Here is a 16,194-nt window from a genome sequence, read left to right on the forward strand (position 1 = left end):
CCAAGTGACGAACCCGACCCGTGACGAGAGGACCTGACGTGACGACCACCTACGAGCTCGCACACGTGGGCATCAACAACCCCGACGCAGCAGCCGCGCAGGAACTGTGCGACCTCTTCTGCCTCATGTTCGACCTCGATCCCCGGCAGGGGAAGAAGTCGGAGTTCGCCGGCACCTTCTTCGAGTGCGTGCGGTCGCAGTACCTCGGCACGCACGGTCACATCGGGATGTCGACCGACGACCTGGAAGCAGCGGTCGAGGAACTCACCGCGAAGGGGTTCGGCTTCGACCAGGAGACGGCCGCCCACTTCGACGACGGACGGCTGCAGAACATCTACCTCGCAGGGGAGTTCGGCGGCTTCGCCGTGCACGTCATGCAGCAGCCCCGTCCCTGACCCACCATCCGCCCGCCCGGCCCCCAGCCGACAAGGAGCACCTGCAGTGACCACCACGATCAGCGGCAGCATCCACGCGCTCGTCACCCCGTTCCACGACGACGAGTCGCTCAACCTCGACCAGATGCGCCTGCACACCGACCGCGCCGTGCAGGCGGGCGCCGACGGCGTCTTCTGCCTCGGCACCAACGGCGAGTTCTTCCAGCAGACCGAGGACGAACGGCTCGCCGTGCTCGAGACGGTCGTCGACGCCGCCGCGGGCCGAGTCCCCGTCTACGGCGGCGCCGGAGCCGTCGGCACGAAGGAGACGGTCCGCATCGCCCAGCGCATGCAGGCAGCGGGCGCCGACGTGTTGTCCGTCATCACCCCGTACTTCGCCGCCGCCTCGCAGGACGAGCTGTACCGGCACTTCGCGGTCGTCGCCGAGGCGGTCGACATCCCGGTGCTCATCTACAACATCCCGGCGCGGACCGGGAACACCATCACCCCGGCGACGGTCGCCCGGCTGGCGGAGATCGACAACATCGCGGGGGTGAAGGACTCGTCGGGCAACTTCGACGCGATCCTGCAGGTCATCGAGCTGACCGATCCCTCGCACTTCGCGGTGCTCGCGGGGACCGACTCGCTGGTCCTGCCGACACTGCAGGCGGGCGGCGCAGGTGGCATCACCGCCGTCGCGAACGTCTACCCGCAGACCATGGTCGACATCACCCGGAAGTGGGCGGCGGGCGACCTCGAGGGTGCCCGCGCGGCGCAGGCGTCCATCCGTCCGCTGCGCAACCTGTTCGCGCTCGGCAACCCGAACACGATCGTCAAGGCGGCCACGAACGCCGCCGGCGAAGCCGTCGGACCCTGCCGTGCGCCCTTCAACCTGCTCGGTGACGCCGCCCTCGCCAAGATCGCGGAGACGGTCCGCGCGGACCAGGCGGCAGGACTGGGCTGAGGCGCCGAACCGCCGCGACCACGGGACGGATCGGAGGCCCGGTGCCAGCTGGCACCGGGCCTCCCGTCCGTCCCACAGTTGCGACGCGAGCGGCACTGCGGACCGGCGCCGGGCGTCGGCCGCGCCTTCAGCGGTTGTACGCCGGCATCGGACCACGCAGCGCGGCGGCGACGTCGTCCACGGCCCGCTGCACGTCGTCGGGCAACGCACCCGCGGCCAGTGCGGTGAGGTTCGCCTCGATGTTCGCGATCCGCGACCCACCGATGAGGACGGCGTCGACGACGGGGCGGCCGATCGTCCACCGCAGCGCGAGTTCGGCCATGGGGACCCCGGCGCCGTCCGCGATCGAGCGGACCTGCTCGACGGCGGCGAAGACCTCGTCGTTCCAGTACCGGGTTCGGTACATGGCGGCGAGCGGGGAGGACCCGAACCGTCCCTCGGCCGGCTGCTCGTCCGCACGGTGCTTACCGGTGAGGAGCCCGCCGCCCAGCGGGTTGTAGACGACCGTCCCGAGCCCGGTCTTCCCGGCGTACTCGGCGTACTCGTCGTCGATCCGGGTCGCGATGACGCTGTAGACCTGCTGTCCGAGGACGGGCGCGTCGAGTCCGAGTCGCGCGGCCGTGTGGCGCAGCTCCGCGATCTGCCAGGCGGCGAAGTTCGAGACGCCCCACGTCCGGACCGCGCCGGCGTCGACGAGCTGCCGCACGGCGGTGAGCGTCTCCTCGTCCGGGGTCGACCGGTCGGGTTGGTGCAGGTAGAGCACGTCGACGTGGTCCGTCCGGAGCCGCCGGAGGCTGGCGTGCACGCAGCGTTCGATCGCCGTCGCGGACAGCGGCGGGGCCCCGTCGGCGTCGGGGTGCGGGATGCCGACCTTCGTCGCGAGCACCACGTCGTCGCGGCGCCCGGCGAGGACGGCACCGAGGATCTCCTCGCTGCGGCCGCCGGCGTAGCCGTTCGCGGTGTCGATCCCGGTCCCGCCGGACTCCAGGAACAGGTCGACCATCGCGGCCGCCGTCGACTCGTCGACGCTGTCGCCGAAGGTCATGGTGCCGAGGACGGCAGGGGCGAGCCTGCGGCCTCGGATGTCGATGTCACGCACTGGGTTCCTCTCCTCCGGACGCCGTCCGGCGACTCGTCGTCGAGTCGCCCGGGTCCGACCTGGGTCGAGCACACCACTCTTGCGTGTTTCACGCAACTCGTCTAGCGTGTTTCGTGCACGCCGCGCATGACCGACGGCACCGCCCACCGAGCCCGAGGAGGGGTCCGATGTCGAACCGCCTCGCCGCGATCGCCGACGACCTGTCCGGAGCCGCAGAGGTCGCCGCGGTCCTCGGCAACGGGCCGGCGACCGTCGCCCTGACGCTCCCCGGTGCGCTCGAACACGTCGCGCGCTCCGCGACCGACGTCGTCCTGGACTGCGACACGCGGTCGCTCGACCCGTCCGATCGACGGGCGGCCATCGGGCAGGCGGCGCTCCGGATGCGCGCAGCCGGAGCTCCGGTGCGGTTGGTGAAGACCGACTCGCTGCTCCGCGGTGGCATCGGCGACGTCGTCGCCGGTCTCCTCGACGTCGGCGCACGCGTCGTGGTCGCCACGGCGCTCCCCGTCCTGGGACGGACGGTCGTCGACGGCCGCCTCCACGTGCAGGGCGGGCCGGTGGCGGAAGCGGGACTGCACGGCCTGGAGGCCCAGGTCGTCCCCGGCCCGCTGGCCGCGGTCGGACAGCGGGCACGGTCCGTCCCGCTCGCGGTCGTCCGCGCCGGTCGCGACGCCGTCCTCGACGCGGTCGAGCGGGCGCTCGGTGCCAGCGAGGTTCCCGTGCTCGACGCCGAGTCCGACGACGACCTCGACCGGATCGCCGCGGCACTCGACGGTGCCGACTGCACGGTCCTCGGCTCCGGCGGCATCGCCGCGGCGATCGGTCGGCTCCGCGGACCCCACGCGCCCGAGACGGTCGGCCCCGAGCAGCCCCCGCTCGCGGGGGACCGCCAGCCGGTCCTGCTCGTCGTGGGCACGGCCAGCACGGAGGCGACCGCGCAGCTCGAGGTCCTCGCGGCAGGCGGTGTCCCGGTCGTGCCGGTGCCCCGAGACGTCCTGCTCCGCGCCGTCGACCGCCGCGAAGTGGACGACATCGACCACCCGGCCATCCGGGCTGCGCGCGCTGCGCTGCACGGCGGGAGCGCGGCGATCTGCGTCGAGGACCGGCACGAACCGGTGCCGCACCTCGCTCGGCGCCTCGCCGACGGCCTCGGCATCGTGGCCGCAGCGATCAGCGGCCGGGCAGCCCTGGTGCTGACCGGCGGGGAGACGGCGCGCTCCGTCCTCACCCGCCTCGGCATCGCGACCATCGTCCCGGAGGGCGCCGTCGAGCCGGGCTGCATCGTGTCCCGCGCGGACGACGGCCGTCGGGTCGTCACCCGGCCCGGCAGCTTCGGGACCGTCACCAACCTGCTCGACGCGGCCACGTTCCTCCAGGCCGGACCCACCGATCCGTCCGCGGCCGGGAGCCGCGTCGACGCGGCCCCAGGCCGCCGAACCGAAAGGCAGCACTCCAGATGAACGCCACTCCGATCGTCGCCGTGACCATGGGCGACGGGGCCGGTGTCGGCCCAGAGATCGTCGTCGAGGCCGTCGTGTCGCCGGACGTCCTGGCCGTCTGCCGACCCGTCGTCATCGGCGACCTCGCTCGCCTCCGCCAGGCCGCGGCGATCCGCGGCGTCGAGGTCACGTTCAACGTCGTCGCGGACGTCGCGGACGCGGCGTACCAGGACGGCGTCGTCGACGTGGTCGACCTCGGACTCCTGCCCGAGGACCTGCCCTGGGGGCAGCTCTCCGCGGTCGCCGGCGACGCGGCCTTCCAGTACATCCGCGTCGCATGCGAGGCGGCGATGGCCGGCAAGGTCCAGGCGATCTGCACAGCCCCGCTGAACAAGGAGGCCCTGCACGCCGGCGGCCACGTGTTCCCCGGGCACACCGAACTGCTCGCCGAGCTCATGGGCGTCGACGAGGTCTCGATGATGCTCTCGACGGCCAAGCTGAAGGTCGTCCACGTGACCACCCACGTCGGACTCATCGACGCCGTCCGGCGGATCGAGCCCGGCCTCGTCGAGCGGACCATCCGCCGCGGCAACGAAGCGCTGGTCCGTGCCGGCAACGCGCACCCGAAGATCGGCGTCGCGGCGATCAACCCGCACGCCGGCGAGAACGGCCTGTTCGGCTACGGCGAGGAGGCCGAGAAGATCGCTCCGGGCGTCGAGGCCGCCCGCGCCGCCGGGATCGACGCCGTCGGACCGCTGCCCGCCGACACGCTGTTCTTCCTCGCCGGGCGCGGTGACTACGACCTCGTCGTCGCGATGTACCACGACCAGGGCCACGGCCCCGTGAAGGTGCTCGGGATCGAGGCCGGGGTCAACATCACGGTCGGGCTCCCCGTCATCCGCACGTCGGTCGACCACGGGACGGCGTTCGACATCGCGGGCACCGGCAAGGCCGATGTCGCTAGCATGATCGAGGCGCTCCGCCAGGCGGCCGAACTCGCCCCGACGTCGGGCGCGATGAGCCCCGCCCAGAGCGCCTGACACGTCCCGTCCCCCTGCCGCCCGGAGGTGCCCGGTGTCCATCTCGGCCAGAGCGCGACGTGACGCCATCGTCACGCTCGCAACGACCGTCGGACTCGCGAGCGTCGACGAGCTCTCCGAGCGGTTCGGGGTCACGGCGTCCACCATCCGGCGCGACCTCGCGACCCTCCAGGAGCAGCGGAAGCTCACCCGGACCTTCGGCGGTGCGATGGCGGTGGCCGCGCACCCCGAGGCGTCGTTGCGGCAGCGGCTCGGCGAGCACTTCGACGCGAAGCGCGACATCGCCGGCCAGGCCGCTGCGACCGTGGCCCCGGGGACGTCGCTGTTCCTGGACAACGGCTCGACCGTCGCGGCGTTCGCGCACGCCCTGCCGGTCGACGCCGACCTCACCGTCACCACCACCAGCGTCGGGGTCATCACCGACATGGCCGACCGCGACGACGTCCGCCTCGTCTCGCTCGGCGGCGAGTACCGGTCGTTGAGCAACGGGTTCGTCGGTCCCTTGACGGAGGCAGCGCTCGAGTACCTGACGTTCGACGCGGCCTACCTCGGCGCCGACGCCGTGTCGCCGGAGCGCGGGATCTGCGAGGCCGACCTCGGGCAGATCCGGCTGAAGGAGCTCATCGCGCGTCGTGCGGACGCGGTGTACGTGCTCGCCGACTCGTCGAAGCTCGCGCAGTCGGGGTTCCACGCGTGGACCCGGCTCGGCCGGGGATGGACGCTGGTCACCGACGACGGCATCGCGCCGGACCTCGTCGAGCGCTTCGAGGCAGCGGGCGTCACCGTGACGACGGCCTGACCGCAGTCCGCGACGACCCGTCGACGTCGAGACCCGGTCGGCGCCGCGGCCCCGTCGCCGCTGCGGTGACGCCGCCGCAGCGCCGCCCCACGGCGCGCTCCGGACAGCGGACCCCGAGCCTGTGAGGCCGGCACCACCCGCACGGTTGACTGGCGTCCCGCCCGCGGTGAGGAGCCCCCATGCTGTCCCTGATCTACTCCAGCGTCTCGACCCGACCGCTCGGCGAGGACGACCTCGAAGCCCTGCTCGAGCAGAGCCGGGAGTCGAACGAGCGCGAGGACATCACCGGCGTGCTGCTCTTCCGGAACGGGTACTTCCTGCAGGTGCTCGAGGGACCGGACGCCGCCGTCCGCGCCAAGCTCGACCGGATCAAGCACGACGAGCGGCACACCCAGGTCCGGGTGATCCTCGAGGAGCTCGTCGAGGACCGGCAGTTCCCGGAGTGGACGATGGGCTTCCCGGCGGCCGAGCGCGACCTCGAGGAGGTGCCGGGCTACCGGTCCACGTTCGAGGACCTCGATCAGACGCCCGCTGCGGACGTGCCCTCCGCGTCGGCGGTCCGTGAACTCGTGCGCTGGTTCCGTCCGTCCGGCGCCTGACGCTCCCGCGCGAGGACGATGACCGTGACGTCGTCCTCCGCGCGTTCGGCCGACCGGAGCCGCACGGTCTCGAAGAACGCGTCGAGGTCCCGCGTCCGGCCGAAGGTGCGGGCGAGGTCGGCGAGGGTGTCGACGGTCCCGTTGCCCAGGTCGAGCGCGCCGTCGCTGGCCACGATCAGCGCGTCGCCCGGTGCGAGCACGATCGAGCCGGCCGTCCTCGGGTCCGTGCCGTGGTGCAGGCCGAGCGGGAGCCCGTGCGACCGCAGCATCCGGTGTGCTCCGTCGGCGCCGAGGTGCACGACGAGTCCGTGGCCGGCGTCGATCGACTCGACGAGCCCGGTGTCGAGTGCGACCCGGGCGTGGAAGAGCGTCGCGAAGGCCCCGGCGCGCCCGAGGTCCTCGGTGAGGGCGGGCTCGGCGGTGTTCACCGCGGCTGCTGGCCCCCGCCCCTGGTGCTGGCGCAGCGCGGCTCGGACGCCCGCCGCGAGGAGCGCCGCCGGTTGTTCCTTGCCCATCACGTCGGCCAGCGTGACGGTGAGGTGCTCTCCGTCCGACCACCAGTCGTGCAGGTCGCCGCTGACGTCCCCGTACGGCACGGCGATCGCACCGATGCGGTACCCGGCGACCTCGAGCGGGGGAGGCGTGAGCGCGGCGACGACGTCGAGGAGGCGGTCGTGGTCGAGGGCTCCGGCGAGGGCGCGCTCCGCCCACCGGCCGAAGTCGATCAGGGCGGCCTCGTCGGGTGCCGAGAAGTCCCGGGGCCGGGTGTCCATGAGGCAGAGCGTCCCGACGACGTCGCCGCCGGTCAGGATGAGCGGGACGCCCGCGTAGAAGCGGACGCCGCGGTGCGTGACGCCCGGCAGGTCGGCAGTGCGCGGGTCGGCGGTGGTGTCCGGGATCACGGTCGGTCCGGGGTGCCGGACGGTCAGCTGGCAGAACGACCACCCGACGGGCCCGGACACGAGTTCGTCCGGCACGTTCGGCGTCAGCGTGTGGAGCAGTTCGTCGTCGAGGAGGTTGACGTAGGCGAGCGGCACGCCGAAGACCTCGCGAGCGATGCGGACGATCCGGTCGAAGCGCTCGGACGGGGAGGCGTCGGCCAGGTTGAGCGCAGCGATGAGCGCGGCGCGCGCCGTGCCGTTCTCGTTCCGTCCCATACGGTGCTGATCCCCACCTCGATGATGCCGTCCCTGGTTCCGCGCTGGTCCGCGCGGGACGACGAACGGACCCAGGCTACGGGTCGGAGCGGACACGCTCCCAAGGAGGTCACGGACAGACCCAGCGTGCAGTGGACAGGTCTTGTACATGTATGCTCTCCGTCATGCCAGTCTCATCGAAGCGTCGGCTCGTCGCCGACGCCCTGCGCGACGCGATCGCCACCGGCCGCTACCGTGCCGGCGAGCGTCTGCCGGGCGAGCACGACCTCGCCGAGCGCTTCGCGGTCAGCCGGGGCACCGTGCGCGCGGCGCTCGCCGACCTGGCCGACGACGAGTACATCGCGACGCACGGCGGCGTCGGCTCCGTGGTGACCTTCGACGGCGCGGCCCTCGACCCTCGGGGCGGCTGGGCCCGGTCGATCGCCGCCACCGGCACCGAGGTCGCCACCAGGGTGCTCCGGATCGCCCTCGTCGAGGACCCGGCACTCCAGGCCGAGCTCGAGGCCGGGACGCCGCACTTCGTGGCCGTCGACCGGCTGCGCAGCGTGACCGGGGACCGGCCGGTCTCGCTCGAGCGGAGCGTCCTGCCCGCGGTCGGTCGCATCGCCGATGCGGTCCGGGACGGACTGGTCGGGGACTCGCTCACCGAGACCATCGCCGAGGCGGGACTCGTCCCCGCGCACGCCGAGCAGTGGGTCGACGTGACGCCGCTGCGGCCGGAGGACGCCGCGCTGCTCGACCGCGCCGAGGGGACCCCGTTCCTCCGCAGCCGTCGCACGTCGCACACGGCGGACGGCACCTTCGTCGAGCGGGTGGACAGTCTGCTCGACCCGGAACGCTTCCGGATCCACATGCGGTTCGGAGCGGCCCGGTGAACGCCGACACCCGCCCGACCGCGGCGCTCCGCGACCACGCCCTCGCCGCCCTGACCGGCCTGGCGATCGGCGACGCCCTCGGCATGCCGACGCAGTCGATGTCGCTCACCGAGATCCGTGCCGACCACGGCACGATCACCGGGTTCGCGGACGCCGGCCCCCACCAGCGCATCGCCGCCGGCATGTCGGCGGGGACGATCACCGACGACACCGAGCAGGCGCTCATGGTCGCGGAGCTCCTCGTCGCGGGCGGCGGCCGACTCGATCCGACGCGGTTCGCCGAGGCGCTCATCGCCTGGGAACGCGGGATGCAGGCGAAGGGCTCCCTCGACCTGCTCGGTCCGAGCACGAAGACGGCCGTGCAGCGGATCCTCGACGGGGTCCCCGCGTCCGAGGCCGGCTCCACCGGCACGACGAACGGCGCGGCCATGCGCATCGCGCCCGTCGGCATCGCGGTCCCGTCCGGCGACCTCGTCCGGCTGGTCGACGCCGTGCAGGACGCCTCGCGCGTCACCCACGACACCGGGCTCGGCATCGCCGGTGCCGCCGCGGTGGCCGCCGCGGTGAGCGCGGGCGTCGACGGTGCCACCCGCTCCGAGGCGCTCGACGCCGCGGTCGCCGCGGCGGCGATCGGTGCGGAGCGTGGGCACTGGGTCGCCGGCGCCGACATCGCGGCGAGGACGCAGTGGGCCCGCGGGTTCCTGCCGACCGTGCCCGTCGACGAGCAGATCGACACCGTCGCCCGACTGATCGGCACCAGTGTCGCCAGCCAGGAGTCGGTCGTCGCGGCCCTGGCACTCGTCGCGCTCGACCTCGACCCGTGGCAGACGGTGTGCACCGCGGCGTCGATCGGCGGCGACACCGACACGATCGCCGCGATGGCCGGTGCGGTGCTCGGCGCCGTGCACGGGCCGGACGCGTGGCCCGCCGACGCCGTCCGCACCGTGACGACCGTGAACGACCTCGACCTCGCAGCCGTGGTCGACGGACTCCTGCAGCTCCGTCTCCCCGGCTGACCCAGACGCCGAGCGGTGGCGTCCCCCCTTCGCCACCGCTCGGTCCCACCCCGTCCCGTCCCACCCCCCCCCCGCACCCTTCCGATGACGTGAGAGGCACCATGTCCGAGACCCCCACGCTCTCCAGCGGCACGCTGACGAGCATCGAGCAGCGCGGCATCGAACCCGTGCCCCACGACGAGCGGAACGGCACCCCCGGAGCGTTGTTCTGGGTCTGGTTCGCCGCGAACATCTCGATCCTCGGGCTCCCGCTCGGCGCGACCCTCGTCGCGTTCCAACGCCTGACGATCTGGCAGGCGCTCCTCGTCGCGGTGATCGGTGCCGCCGGTTCGTTCGCCGTCGTCGGGGTCATCTCCGTCGCCGGTCGTCGCGGCGGCGCCCCCGGCCTCACGCTGAGCCGGGCGGTCTTCGGGGTCCGCGGCAACGCCGGCCCGACGTTCGTGTCCTTGCTCTCGCGGCTCGGCTGGGAGACCGTGAACACGACGACCGCGGCGTTCGTCCTGCTGTCGCTGTTCACGATCCTGTTCGGCACCGACGGCGACGCGAAGGCGAACCCGGCGCTCACGATCGTCGCGATCCTGGTGTTCGTCGTCGCGACCGTGCTCGTCTCCGGTCTCGGACACGCCTTCATCGTGGCGGTGCAGAAGTGGGCGACGTGGGTGTTCGGCGCCCTCAACGTGTTCGTCGCCGTGTTCCTGGTGCTCCGCGTCGACTGGGACGTCGTCGGTGCGCAGCCCGCGGGACCGGTGGCCGCCATGGTGGTCGGGATCGGCACGATCGCGGCCGGTACCGGCATCGGGTGGGCGACCGCCGGCGCCGACATCGCGCGCTACACGCGCACGTCCGTCAGGGCCGGCGCCCTCGTCCTGTCGAGCGCCGCCGGTGCCGGCATCCCGCTCGTGGTGCTGGTCGGCCTCGGCGCGCTCGTGTCCGCGGGCGACCCGACGCTCGCGCGGGCGGGCGACCCGGTTGCCGCGATCCGCGACCTGCTGCCGAGCTGGATGGCGATCCCGTACCTGGTCGCCGCGTTCGGCGGGCTCCTCCTGTCGAACCACCTGTCCGTGTACTCGGCGAGCCTCACCACGCTGACGCTCGGCGTGAAGGTCCCGCGGGTCTGGGCCGTCGCCGTCGACGTCGTCGTGACGACCCTCGGGGCGATGTACTTCATGCTCGTCGCCGACGGCTTCTACGCCCCGTTCATCACCTTCATCTCGGTGCTCGCGGTGCCGATCACCGCGTGGCTCGGGGTCTTCATCGCGGACATGGTCCGCCGTCGCTGGTACGACCCGGTCGCGCTGCTCGACCTGCGACCGGGCGGTCGGTACTGGTACCGCGGCGGCATCGCCTGGGGCGCGGTCGGCGCGTGGCTCGTCGCGATCGTGGTCGGCTTCCTCTTCACCTCCATCCAGGTCGGCAGCGCGGACCCGGTGTTCGTCGGGTCGTTCTCGGCGACGTGGATCGGTGCGAACGGCCTGGGCTGGGTCGTCACCTTCGTGGTCGCCGCCGGCATCTACCTGCTCACCGGCGGGGGTCGCGGTCAGCTCGTCGCCCCGGACGCCGTCGACGCCCCGGCGGGTGCGGCCGGGGTGCGGGCCTGATGCCCCGGCTCGTCTCGGTCGGCAACGTCGTCGTCGACATCGTGATGCGGGTCGACGCCGTCCCGGAGCCCGGGGGAGACGTGATCGCCTCGGCGTCCCGGATCACCGCCGGCGGCGGGCTCAACACGATGGTCGCCGCGGCACGGGACGGACTCGAGGTGGCCTTCGGCGGCCAGTACGGCACGGGGCCGTTCGGTGACGTCGTCCGCGCAGCCCTCGCCGCGTCCGGTGTGGACGTGCTCCAGGCGGGGATCGACGACGTGGACAGCGGCTACTGCGTCGCCCTGGTCGACGCGTCGACCGAGCGCACCTTCGTGACGAGCGTCGGTGCCGAGGGCCGACTCGACCGGGCGGACCTCGACCGCATCGCGCTCCGTCCCGACGACACCGTGTTCGTGTCCGGGTACGGCCTCGCACACGCGGTGAACGGGCCGGCGATCGCGTCCTGGCTGCCGACGATCCCGTCCAGCGTCCGGGTCGTGCTGGACCCGTCGCCGCTGGTGGACACGCTGCCCCCGGCGGTCCTCGCGCCCGTCACGGCGCGTGCGGACGTCGTCAGTGCGAACGGACGGGAGGCGCGGCTCATGGCACCGGACGCCGCGTCACCGGCCGAGGCGGTCGCCTCGATCGCCGCGTCCGCCCGCGGCACCGCGCTGGTCCGCGACGGCGCAGCGGGCTGCTGGGTCGTCGGACCCGGGACGGCGCCGGTCCTGGTCCCCGGCTTCGCCGTAAAGGCGGTGGACTCGAACGGCGCGGGCGACGCCCACGGCGGTGTGCTGGTCGCGGCCCTGTCCCGCGGCGAGGACCTGCTCGCCGCGGTCCGTCGCGCCAACGCGGCCGCGGCGCTGGCGGTCACGCGGCCCGGTCCGGCGACCGCACCCACCCGGGCGGAGACCGACGCCTTCCTCGCGGACGCCACGGCCTGAAGCGGGCGCCACGGGCGCACTGCTCACCGGGCGCCCCGACCGCTCACCGGGCGCCCCGACCACTCACCGGAGCCCGGACCGCCCGCGGCCGCCCGGACCGCACGGCGGTGCGCCAGGGACCGCGCGGAGCGGCCCGCCCCGCTCGCGACGTCAGCTCGTCGGCGGCTCGGTGCGCAGGCGGCGCGCCTCGGGCTCCTCGGAGTGCGACGAGGCGGCGTCGACGAACCGCCCACCACCGACCTCCGCGGTCCGGCGCGTCAGTTCGTTGACCAGGTCCTCGTCCTCGGGCTCGAGCTCGTCGTCCGGTGCGGGTTCGACCATCACCTGCGACGCGGGGCCGAGCAGGAGCTCGGTGGTGACCCCCACGCCGTCGTGGTCGGACGTCGGGATCTCGACGATGTCCGTCGTCCCGTTCTCGCCGAGCGCCGCCGCGTACGCGAGCACCGCCTCGGCGATCGCATCGCCGGTCATCACCTTGTTCTCGCCGTAGACCACGTACTTCATGACGACCACTCAACGCGGAGCGCGTGGACGATGCGTCCCCGCCAGCCGGTTCACGCACCCGCCCGGCGCAGGACCGTGGCGGTGGGCGGCCCGCGGGGCACCGACACCGTCCGCGCCGTGCGAGGATCGTCCGGTGCACGCCGAACAGCCCCCGGTCGCGATCGTGATCGCGGCGATGACGGAAGAGGTCTCGGCCTTCGCGGACCTGCTCGGCGGCGTGCCGATCCTGGACGGGCTCGTCGGCGGCCACGACGCCCACCACCTGCTCGACGTCGCCGGCGCCACGGTCGCCGTGCGCCGGAGCGGCATCGGGTTCACGAACGCCACCGCCGCGGTCGCGCACTGCTTCCACGACTTCGGCGCCGGCATCCCGGTGATCAGCGTCGGGACGGCCGGCGGACTGATGCACGGCATCGCGATCGGCGACGTGGTCGTCGGCGACCGCTACGTGAACCTCAACGCCGACGCCACCGCGTTCGGCTACGCGCTCGGCCAGGTGCCGGGCATGCCGACCGGGTACGCCCCCGACGGCAGGCTCGTCGACCTCGCGCTCGCGTCCGACACCCGGCACCGGGTGCGCGCGGCGACGATCGGGTCGAGCGAGGTGTTCGTCACGGAGGGTCGGGCGCGCACGCTCCGGTCCGCCTTCCCCGGGGTCGCCGCGGTGGACATGGAGTCCGCCGCCATCGCCCAGTTCGCCCACGTGCACGACATGCCCTTCGTGTCCGTGCGGTGCATCAGCGACCTGTGCGCGCCGGACGGCGACGAGTTCCGCGAGCACCTCGACGGGGCGGCGGCTCGGGCGGCGGCGGTCGTGCACGACGTCGTGGTCGGCCTGGCCGCCTGAGCCACGCGGGGAGCGCTCGTCGACGGGCGCACCGCCCCCGGCGCACGCGAGCAGACGCGCGCAACCTCCGAGCAGACCCGAGCGGACCCGCGCAGCCCCCGACCGGGCGCGCGCAGCCCCGGAGCGGACCCGCGCGGTGCCCGGGGTGGTCAGCCCGGCCAGCGCTCGGTCGACCACGAGCCGTCCGCGTCCCGCACGGCGGCGACGCGGTTGCTCGGTCCCTCGGTGTCGCCCTCCCAGAAGAGCATCCGCAGCGGCGTGAGCGCGTAGCCGACCCAGGTCTCCGGCGGCTCGAGGCCATCCGCGTGCTCGCGTTCGAAGGCGGCCCACCGCGTCCGCCGCTCGGCGGTCGGCAACGCCGCCAGGTCGTGGTCGTTGAGCCACGCCAGCACCTGCAGGTAGCGGGTCCGCGCGGCGTAGGCGCCGGCCGCCTCCGGTGCCGTGACCGCGGCCACGTCGCCGGTGACGACGAGCTGCCGCGTGTGCTCCGGCTGGTGGAGCGTCACGGTGGCGCGGGGGAGCGCTGCCAGCTCCGCCGCCTTCCGGCTCCGGGCGTCGGTGTGGAAGTGGAACCGCTCCCCGTCGAACCGGCTGAGCAGCACGGTCCGGGCCGACGGGTAGCCGTCGAGTCCGACGGTCGAGAGCGTCACCGTCGGCGTCGCGCCGGCACCGGCCGCGGCGAGCCAGCTCGCCGCGAGGGCGAGCGGGTTCACCGGGGCCGGGCCGGGTCGAAGCGCGCGATCTCGTGGAGCGACGCCACGGCCTCGCCGACGGAGTGGTCCCACAGTGCCGCGCCGTAGCTCGCCGAGGCGCGGCTCGCGTCCCCGACGACCCCGGGGGTGCCGAAGTCGTTCGACAACCAGCCGAACGACACCGGTCCGCCGTTGAACGCGATCTTCTCGAAGCCGGCGATGTGCTCCGGCACCCAGCGCTCGGCGAGCGACATGTCGACGAGGTCCGGGCGCAGGTGCAGGATCATCGAGGTCTCGGCGGCACCGCCGTGGATGCCGAGGCCGAGCTCGTCGGCGTCCTCGCCGTCCGGTCCCGGCACGCGGGCGAGGGTCGGCATGAGGAACGTCTTCAGGCCGTACCGCTTCCGGATCTCACGCAGCGCCACCTGCAGCAGCGCGACGTTCCCGCCGTGGCCGTTCGCGAAGACGAGTGTGCCGGCCCCGGTGAGGGCGACGGCTCGACCGACCTGCACGACCGTGTCGAACATCGTGTCGGCGTCGAGCCAGACGGTACCCGGTGCCCAGCTGTGCTCGTCGGACTTCGTGAACGCGAGCGTGGGGAGCTGCCACACGTCGAGGCCCTCGGCCGCGGCCTGCTCCACCGCGGCGCCGCCGATGTGGTCGGCGAGCAGGAAGTCGGTCAGGAGCGGCAGGTGCGGACCGTGGTGCTCGACGGCGCCGGTCGGCTGCACGACGATGGTGTCCGGCCCGAAGCCCGCGGCGACGGCGGGTCCGGACAGCTCCGCGAGCTTCCGGGTGCCGACGCCCGACGCAGTCACTTGCCGAACCCCGGGACGACCGGCTGCGCCGACGCCGTCGACCCGCCGGACTCGACGAGCGAGGGGTCGATCACGTGCCCCGGGTTGAGCAGCCCGTCCGGGTCCGTGCGCTGCTTCAGCGCGATGAGCTCCTCGACGCCGTGGTCGACGTAGTACTGGTGCGGGCTGTGCACGCGGACGCCGAGGTCACGGAGCAGCGGGTACCCGGCGTAGACGTCCTCGGCGCCGGTGTACGGCGCGGTGAGCATCCCGATCGGGCCGACGTGCGCCGCCTCGATGTGCAGCATCCCGCCGGGGTAGACCGCCTCGACCTCGGCGATCCGGTCGATGAGCGCCTCGCCGCCGACCTCGACGTGGAAGTACTCGGTCTCCGGGGTGTTCCGCTTCAGCCACCAGATCGGGTGGTTGTACGACAGCATCGAGACCTTGGTGGTCTGCTGCAGTCCCTCGCGGACGTCCTCGACGGTGCCGCCTGCCGTCTCGATCAGCGATCGTGCCTCGTCGAGCACGACCGCGTCGATGATGCCGCGGAGACTCGCGAGCCCCGGGTCGATCGCCGGGTCCTTCGGCAGGGTCGCGGCGACCTCGGGTCGGTCGGCGCTGACGAGCCGGGGCACCGGGTCGAGTCCCCGCAGGGTGCGCACGGCGGTGAGGGCCTGTTCGAAGGTGGGGAAGGTCGCGTAGACCGCGCGCCAGTCCTGCAGCGGCTCGAGCCGGACGGTCGCGCGGGCGATGACGCCGGCGGTGCCGTACGTGTGCACGAAGGTCTGGGCCTCGTCGCCCTCGACGTGCAGCAGCCCGTCGGTCCCGGGCAGCGCGATGTCGAGTGCGGTGACGAAGCCCTGCCAGTTCGACCCGTGCGCGATGGAGCCGGTGCCGCCGGAGCCGCCGGAGAGGAAGCCGCCGATGGTGGACTGCGCGGTGGACGGGTACATCCAGAGCTGCTGTCCGGCCGCAGCGGCCGCCTGCTCGAGCGCCACCATCGAGGCGCCGGCCTCGGCGGTGACCCAGCCGTCGCCGACCTCGACGACGGCGCGGGCGCGCGACGTGTCGAGGACGAGACCGCCGTGCAGCGGGATGCCCTGCCCGTAGTTGCCGGTGCCCTTGCCCCGGGTGGTGACCGGCACGCCGTGCCGGACCGCCGCCTGCAGCACGGTCCCGATCTCCTCGGCGGAGGCGGGCGACGCGACGAGGTCGGCGAGACCGAGGGGCAGCTGCTCGGTCAGGATCGGGCTCATCGTCGCCTCGTCGACGGAGGCGCGTTCGCGGGTGCGCTGGTCGGCGCTGACGCCGCGCTCGCCGAGCAGGTCGACGAGCTCGGCGCGGAGCGCCTCGACGGCGGTGGGGGAGGCGGTGGTGACGGTGGTCATGCTGGCTCCAGGGGGTGGTCGTTGCGGGACGACGGACGGGAGGCGCGGTGCGGGGTCGCGCCGCGCCTCCCGTCCGG

Annotated in this window: 17 protein-coding genes; 11 read left to right on the forward strand and 6 right to left on the reverse strand. The window is 73.6% G+C overall.

The annotated features are described in order from the left end of the window. The first annotated feature begins 38 nt into the window (after nucleotides 1-38). Together AAEP86_RS07470 and dapA are read left to right on the forward strand one after the other, a co-directional pair. A complete protein-coding gene (locus AAEP86_RS07470; RefSeq protein ID WP_420369910.1) occupies nucleotides 39-395 on the forward strand; it encodes a VOC family protein in 357 nt (118 codons plus the stop codon). Between the two features lie 46 nt (nucleotides 396-441). After that, nucleotides 442-1,338, forward strand: a complete 897-nt coding sequence (gene dapA / locus AAEP86_RS07475) for a 4-hydroxy-tetrahydrodipicolinate synthase (protein WP_420369911.1) — start codon at nucleotides 442-444, stop codon at nucleotides 1,336-1,338. Between the two features lie 127 nt (nucleotides 1,339-1,465). On the opposite strand, the gene AAEP86_RS07480 is transcribed toward dapA, so the two are convergent. Beyond that, nucleotides 1,466-2,437: an aldo/keto reductase gene (locus AAEP86_RS07480; RefSeq protein ID WP_420369912.1), complete on the reverse strand. Its 972-nt coding sequence runs from the start codon at nucleotides 2,435-2,437 to the stop codon at nucleotides 1,466-1,468. A 167-nt stretch (nucleotides 2,438-2,604) separates the two neighbouring features. Here AAEP86_RS07480 and AAEP86_RS07485 point away from each other — a divergent pair, with 167 nt between their 5' ends. The 4 genes from AAEP86_RS07485 (at nucleotide 2,605) to AAEP86_RS07500 (ending at nucleotide 6,314) form a co-directional block, all read left to right on the forward strand. After that, nucleotides 2,605-3,897, forward strand: a complete 1,293-nt coding sequence (locus AAEP86_RS07485; protein ID WP_420369913.1) for a four-carbon acid sugar kinase family protein — start codon at nucleotides 2,605-2,607, stop codon at nucleotides 3,895-3,897. Continuing rightward, nucleotides 3,894-4,916 carry a 4-hydroxythreonine-4-phosphate dehydrogenase PdxA gene (pdxA, locus tag AAEP86_RS07490; RefSeq protein ID WP_420369914.1) on the forward strand — a complete coding sequence of 341 codons (1,023 nt, stop codon included), beginning with the start codon at nucleotides 3,894-3,896 and terminating at the stop codon, nucleotides 4,914-4,916. Before AAEP86_RS07485 ends, pdxA begins: the two co-directional genes overlap by 4 nt. A gap of 34 nt (nucleotides 4,917-4,950) precedes the next feature. Beyond that, on the forward strand, nucleotides 4,951-5,715 hold the full coding sequence (locus AAEP86_RS07495; protein ID WP_420369915.1) for a DeoR/GlpR family DNA-binding transcription regulator: 765 nt from the start codon (nucleotides 4,951-4,953) through the stop codon (nucleotides 5,713-5,715). A 179-nt stretch (nucleotides 5,716-5,894) separates the two neighbouring features. Next, the gene (locus AAEP86_RS07500; protein ID WP_420369916.1) at nucleotides 5,895-6,314 is read left to right on the forward strand and encodes a BLUF domain-containing protein; all 420 of its coding nucleotides are present in this window, start codon (nucleotides 5,895-5,897) and stop codon (nucleotides 6,312-6,314) included. Here AAEP86_RS07500 and AAEP86_RS07505 read toward each other — a convergent pair. Beyond that, on the reverse strand, nucleotides 6,236-7,471 hold the full coding sequence (locus AAEP86_RS07505; RefSeq protein ID WP_420369917.1) for a PP2C family protein-serine/threonine phosphatase: 1,236 nt from the start codon (nucleotides 7,469-7,471) through the stop codon (nucleotides 6,236-6,238). The genes AAEP86_RS07500 and AAEP86_RS07505 overlap by 79 nt on opposite strands. 164 nt (nucleotides 7,472-7,635) lie before the next feature. Here AAEP86_RS07505 and AAEP86_RS07510 point away from each other — a divergent pair, with 164 nt between their 5' ends. From AAEP86_RS07510 to AAEP86_RS07525, 4 genes are all read left to right on the forward strand, one after another. After that, the gene (locus AAEP86_RS07510; RefSeq protein WP_420369918.1) at nucleotides 7,636-8,346 is read left to right on the forward strand and encodes a GntR family transcriptional regulator; all 711 of its coding nucleotides are present in this window, start codon (nucleotides 7,636-7,638) and stop codon (nucleotides 8,344-8,346) included. After that, entirely contained in the window at nucleotides 8,343-9,362 is a 1,020-nt protein-coding gene (locus AAEP86_RS07515) for an ADP-ribosylglycohydrolase family protein (RefSeq protein WP_420369919.1), read from the forward strand. Before AAEP86_RS07510 ends, AAEP86_RS07515 begins: the two co-directional genes overlap by 4 nt. A 101-nt stretch (nucleotides 9,363-9,463) precedes the next feature. Beyond that, on the forward strand, nucleotides 9,464-10,960 hold the full coding sequence (locus tag AAEP86_RS07520) for a purine-cytosine permease family protein (protein ID WP_420369920.1): 1,497 nt from the start codon (nucleotides 9,464-9,466) through the stop codon (nucleotides 10,958-10,960). Further along, the gene (locus tag AAEP86_RS07525) at nucleotides 10,960-11,886 is read left to right on the forward strand and encodes a PfkB family carbohydrate kinase (RefSeq protein ID WP_420369921.1); all 927 of its coding nucleotides are present in this window, start codon (nucleotides 10,960-10,962) and stop codon (nucleotides 11,884-11,886) included. The genes AAEP86_RS07520 and AAEP86_RS07525 overlap by 1 nt, the downstream gene beginning before the upstream one ends. 150 nt (nucleotides 11,887-12,036) lie before the next feature. Here the strand turns inward: AAEP86_RS07525 and AAEP86_RS07530 are convergent, their stop codons facing one another. Continuing rightward, nucleotides 12,037-12,390, reverse strand: a complete 354-nt coding sequence (locus AAEP86_RS07530) for a hypothetical protein (RefSeq protein ID WP_420369922.1) — start codon at nucleotides 12,388-12,390, stop codon at nucleotides 12,037-12,039. 133 nt (nucleotides 12,391-12,523) lie between these two features. Between AAEP86_RS07530 and mtnN the strand changes: the two genes are divergently transcribed. Further along, nucleotides 12,524-13,237: a 5'-methylthioadenosine/S-adenosylhomocysteine nucleosidase gene (mtnN, locus tag AAEP86_RS07535; protein ID WP_420369923.1), complete on the forward strand. Its 714-nt coding sequence runs from the start codon at nucleotides 12,524-12,526 to the stop codon at nucleotides 13,235-13,237. A 149-nt stretch (nucleotides 13,238-13,386) separates the two neighbouring features. On the opposite strand, the gene AAEP86_RS07540 is transcribed toward mtnN, so the two are convergent. The 3 genes from AAEP86_RS07540 to AAEP86_RS07550 are packed head-to-tail and all read right to left on the reverse strand — an operon-like array spanning nucleotide 13,387 to nucleotide 16,117. Continuing rightward, nucleotides 13,387-13,950, reverse strand: a complete 564-nt coding sequence (locus AAEP86_RS07540) for a pyridoxamine 5'-phosphate oxidase family protein (protein WP_420369924.1) — start codon at nucleotides 13,948-13,950, stop codon at nucleotides 13,387-13,389. Next, nucleotides 13,947-14,747, reverse strand: a complete 801-nt coding sequence (locus AAEP86_RS07545; protein ID WP_420369925.1) for a creatininase family protein — start codon at nucleotides 14,745-14,747, stop codon at nucleotides 13,947-13,949. Before AAEP86_RS07545 ends, AAEP86_RS07540 begins: the two co-directional genes overlap by 4 nt. After that, nucleotides 14,744-16,117, reverse strand: a complete 1,374-nt coding sequence (locus AAEP86_RS07550; RefSeq protein WP_420369926.1) for an FAD-binding oxidoreductase — start codon at nucleotides 16,115-16,117, stop codon at nucleotides 14,744-14,746. The genes AAEP86_RS07545 and AAEP86_RS07550 overlap by 4 nt, the downstream gene beginning before the upstream one ends. Nucleotides 16,118-16,194 lie beyond the last annotated feature (77 nt).

The sequence above is a fragment of the Curtobacterium sp. L1-20 genome, from assembly GCF_048755855.1.
In the GTDB taxonomy this organism is placed as follows: Bacteria; Actinomycetota; Actinomycetes; order Actinomycetales; family Microbacteriaceae; genus Curtobacterium.

Coding starts and splice junctions, on each gene's coding strand:
- AAEP86_RS07505 (WP_420369917.1), bottom strand. CDS start 7,471: ATGGGACGGAACGAGAACGGCACGGCGCGCGCCGCGCTCATCGCTGCG.
- AAEP86_RS07550 (WP_420369926.1), bottom strand. CDS start 16,117: ATGACCACCGTCACCACCGCCTCCCCCACCGCCGTCGAGGCGCTCCGC.
- AAEP86_RS07485 (WP_420369913.1), top strand. CDS start 2,605: ATGTCGAACCGCCTCGCCGCGATCGCCGACGACCTGTCCGGAGCCGCA.
- AAEP86_RS07500 (WP_420369916.1), top strand. CDS start 5,895: ATGCTGTCCCTGATCTACTCCAGCGTCTCGACCCGACCGCTCGGCGAG.
- pdxA (WP_420369914.1), top strand. CDS start 3,894: ATGAACGCCACTCCGATCGTCGCCGTGACCATGGGCGACGGGGCCGGT.
- AAEP86_RS07510 (WP_420369918.1), top strand. CDS start 7,636: ATGCCAGTCTCATCGAAGCGTCGGCTCGTCGCCGACGCCCTGCGCGAC.
- AAEP86_RS07525 (WP_420369921.1), top strand. CDS start 10,960: ATGCCCCGGCTCGTCTCGGTCGGCAACGTCGTCGTCGACATCGTGATG.
- AAEP86_RS07520 (WP_420369920.1), top strand. CDS start 9,464: ATGTCCGAGACCCCCACGCTCTCCAGCGGCACGCTGACGAGCATCGAG.
- AAEP86_RS07530 (WP_420369922.1), bottom strand. CDS start 12,390: ATGAAGTACGTGGTCTACGGCGAGAACAAGGTGATGACCGGCGATGCG.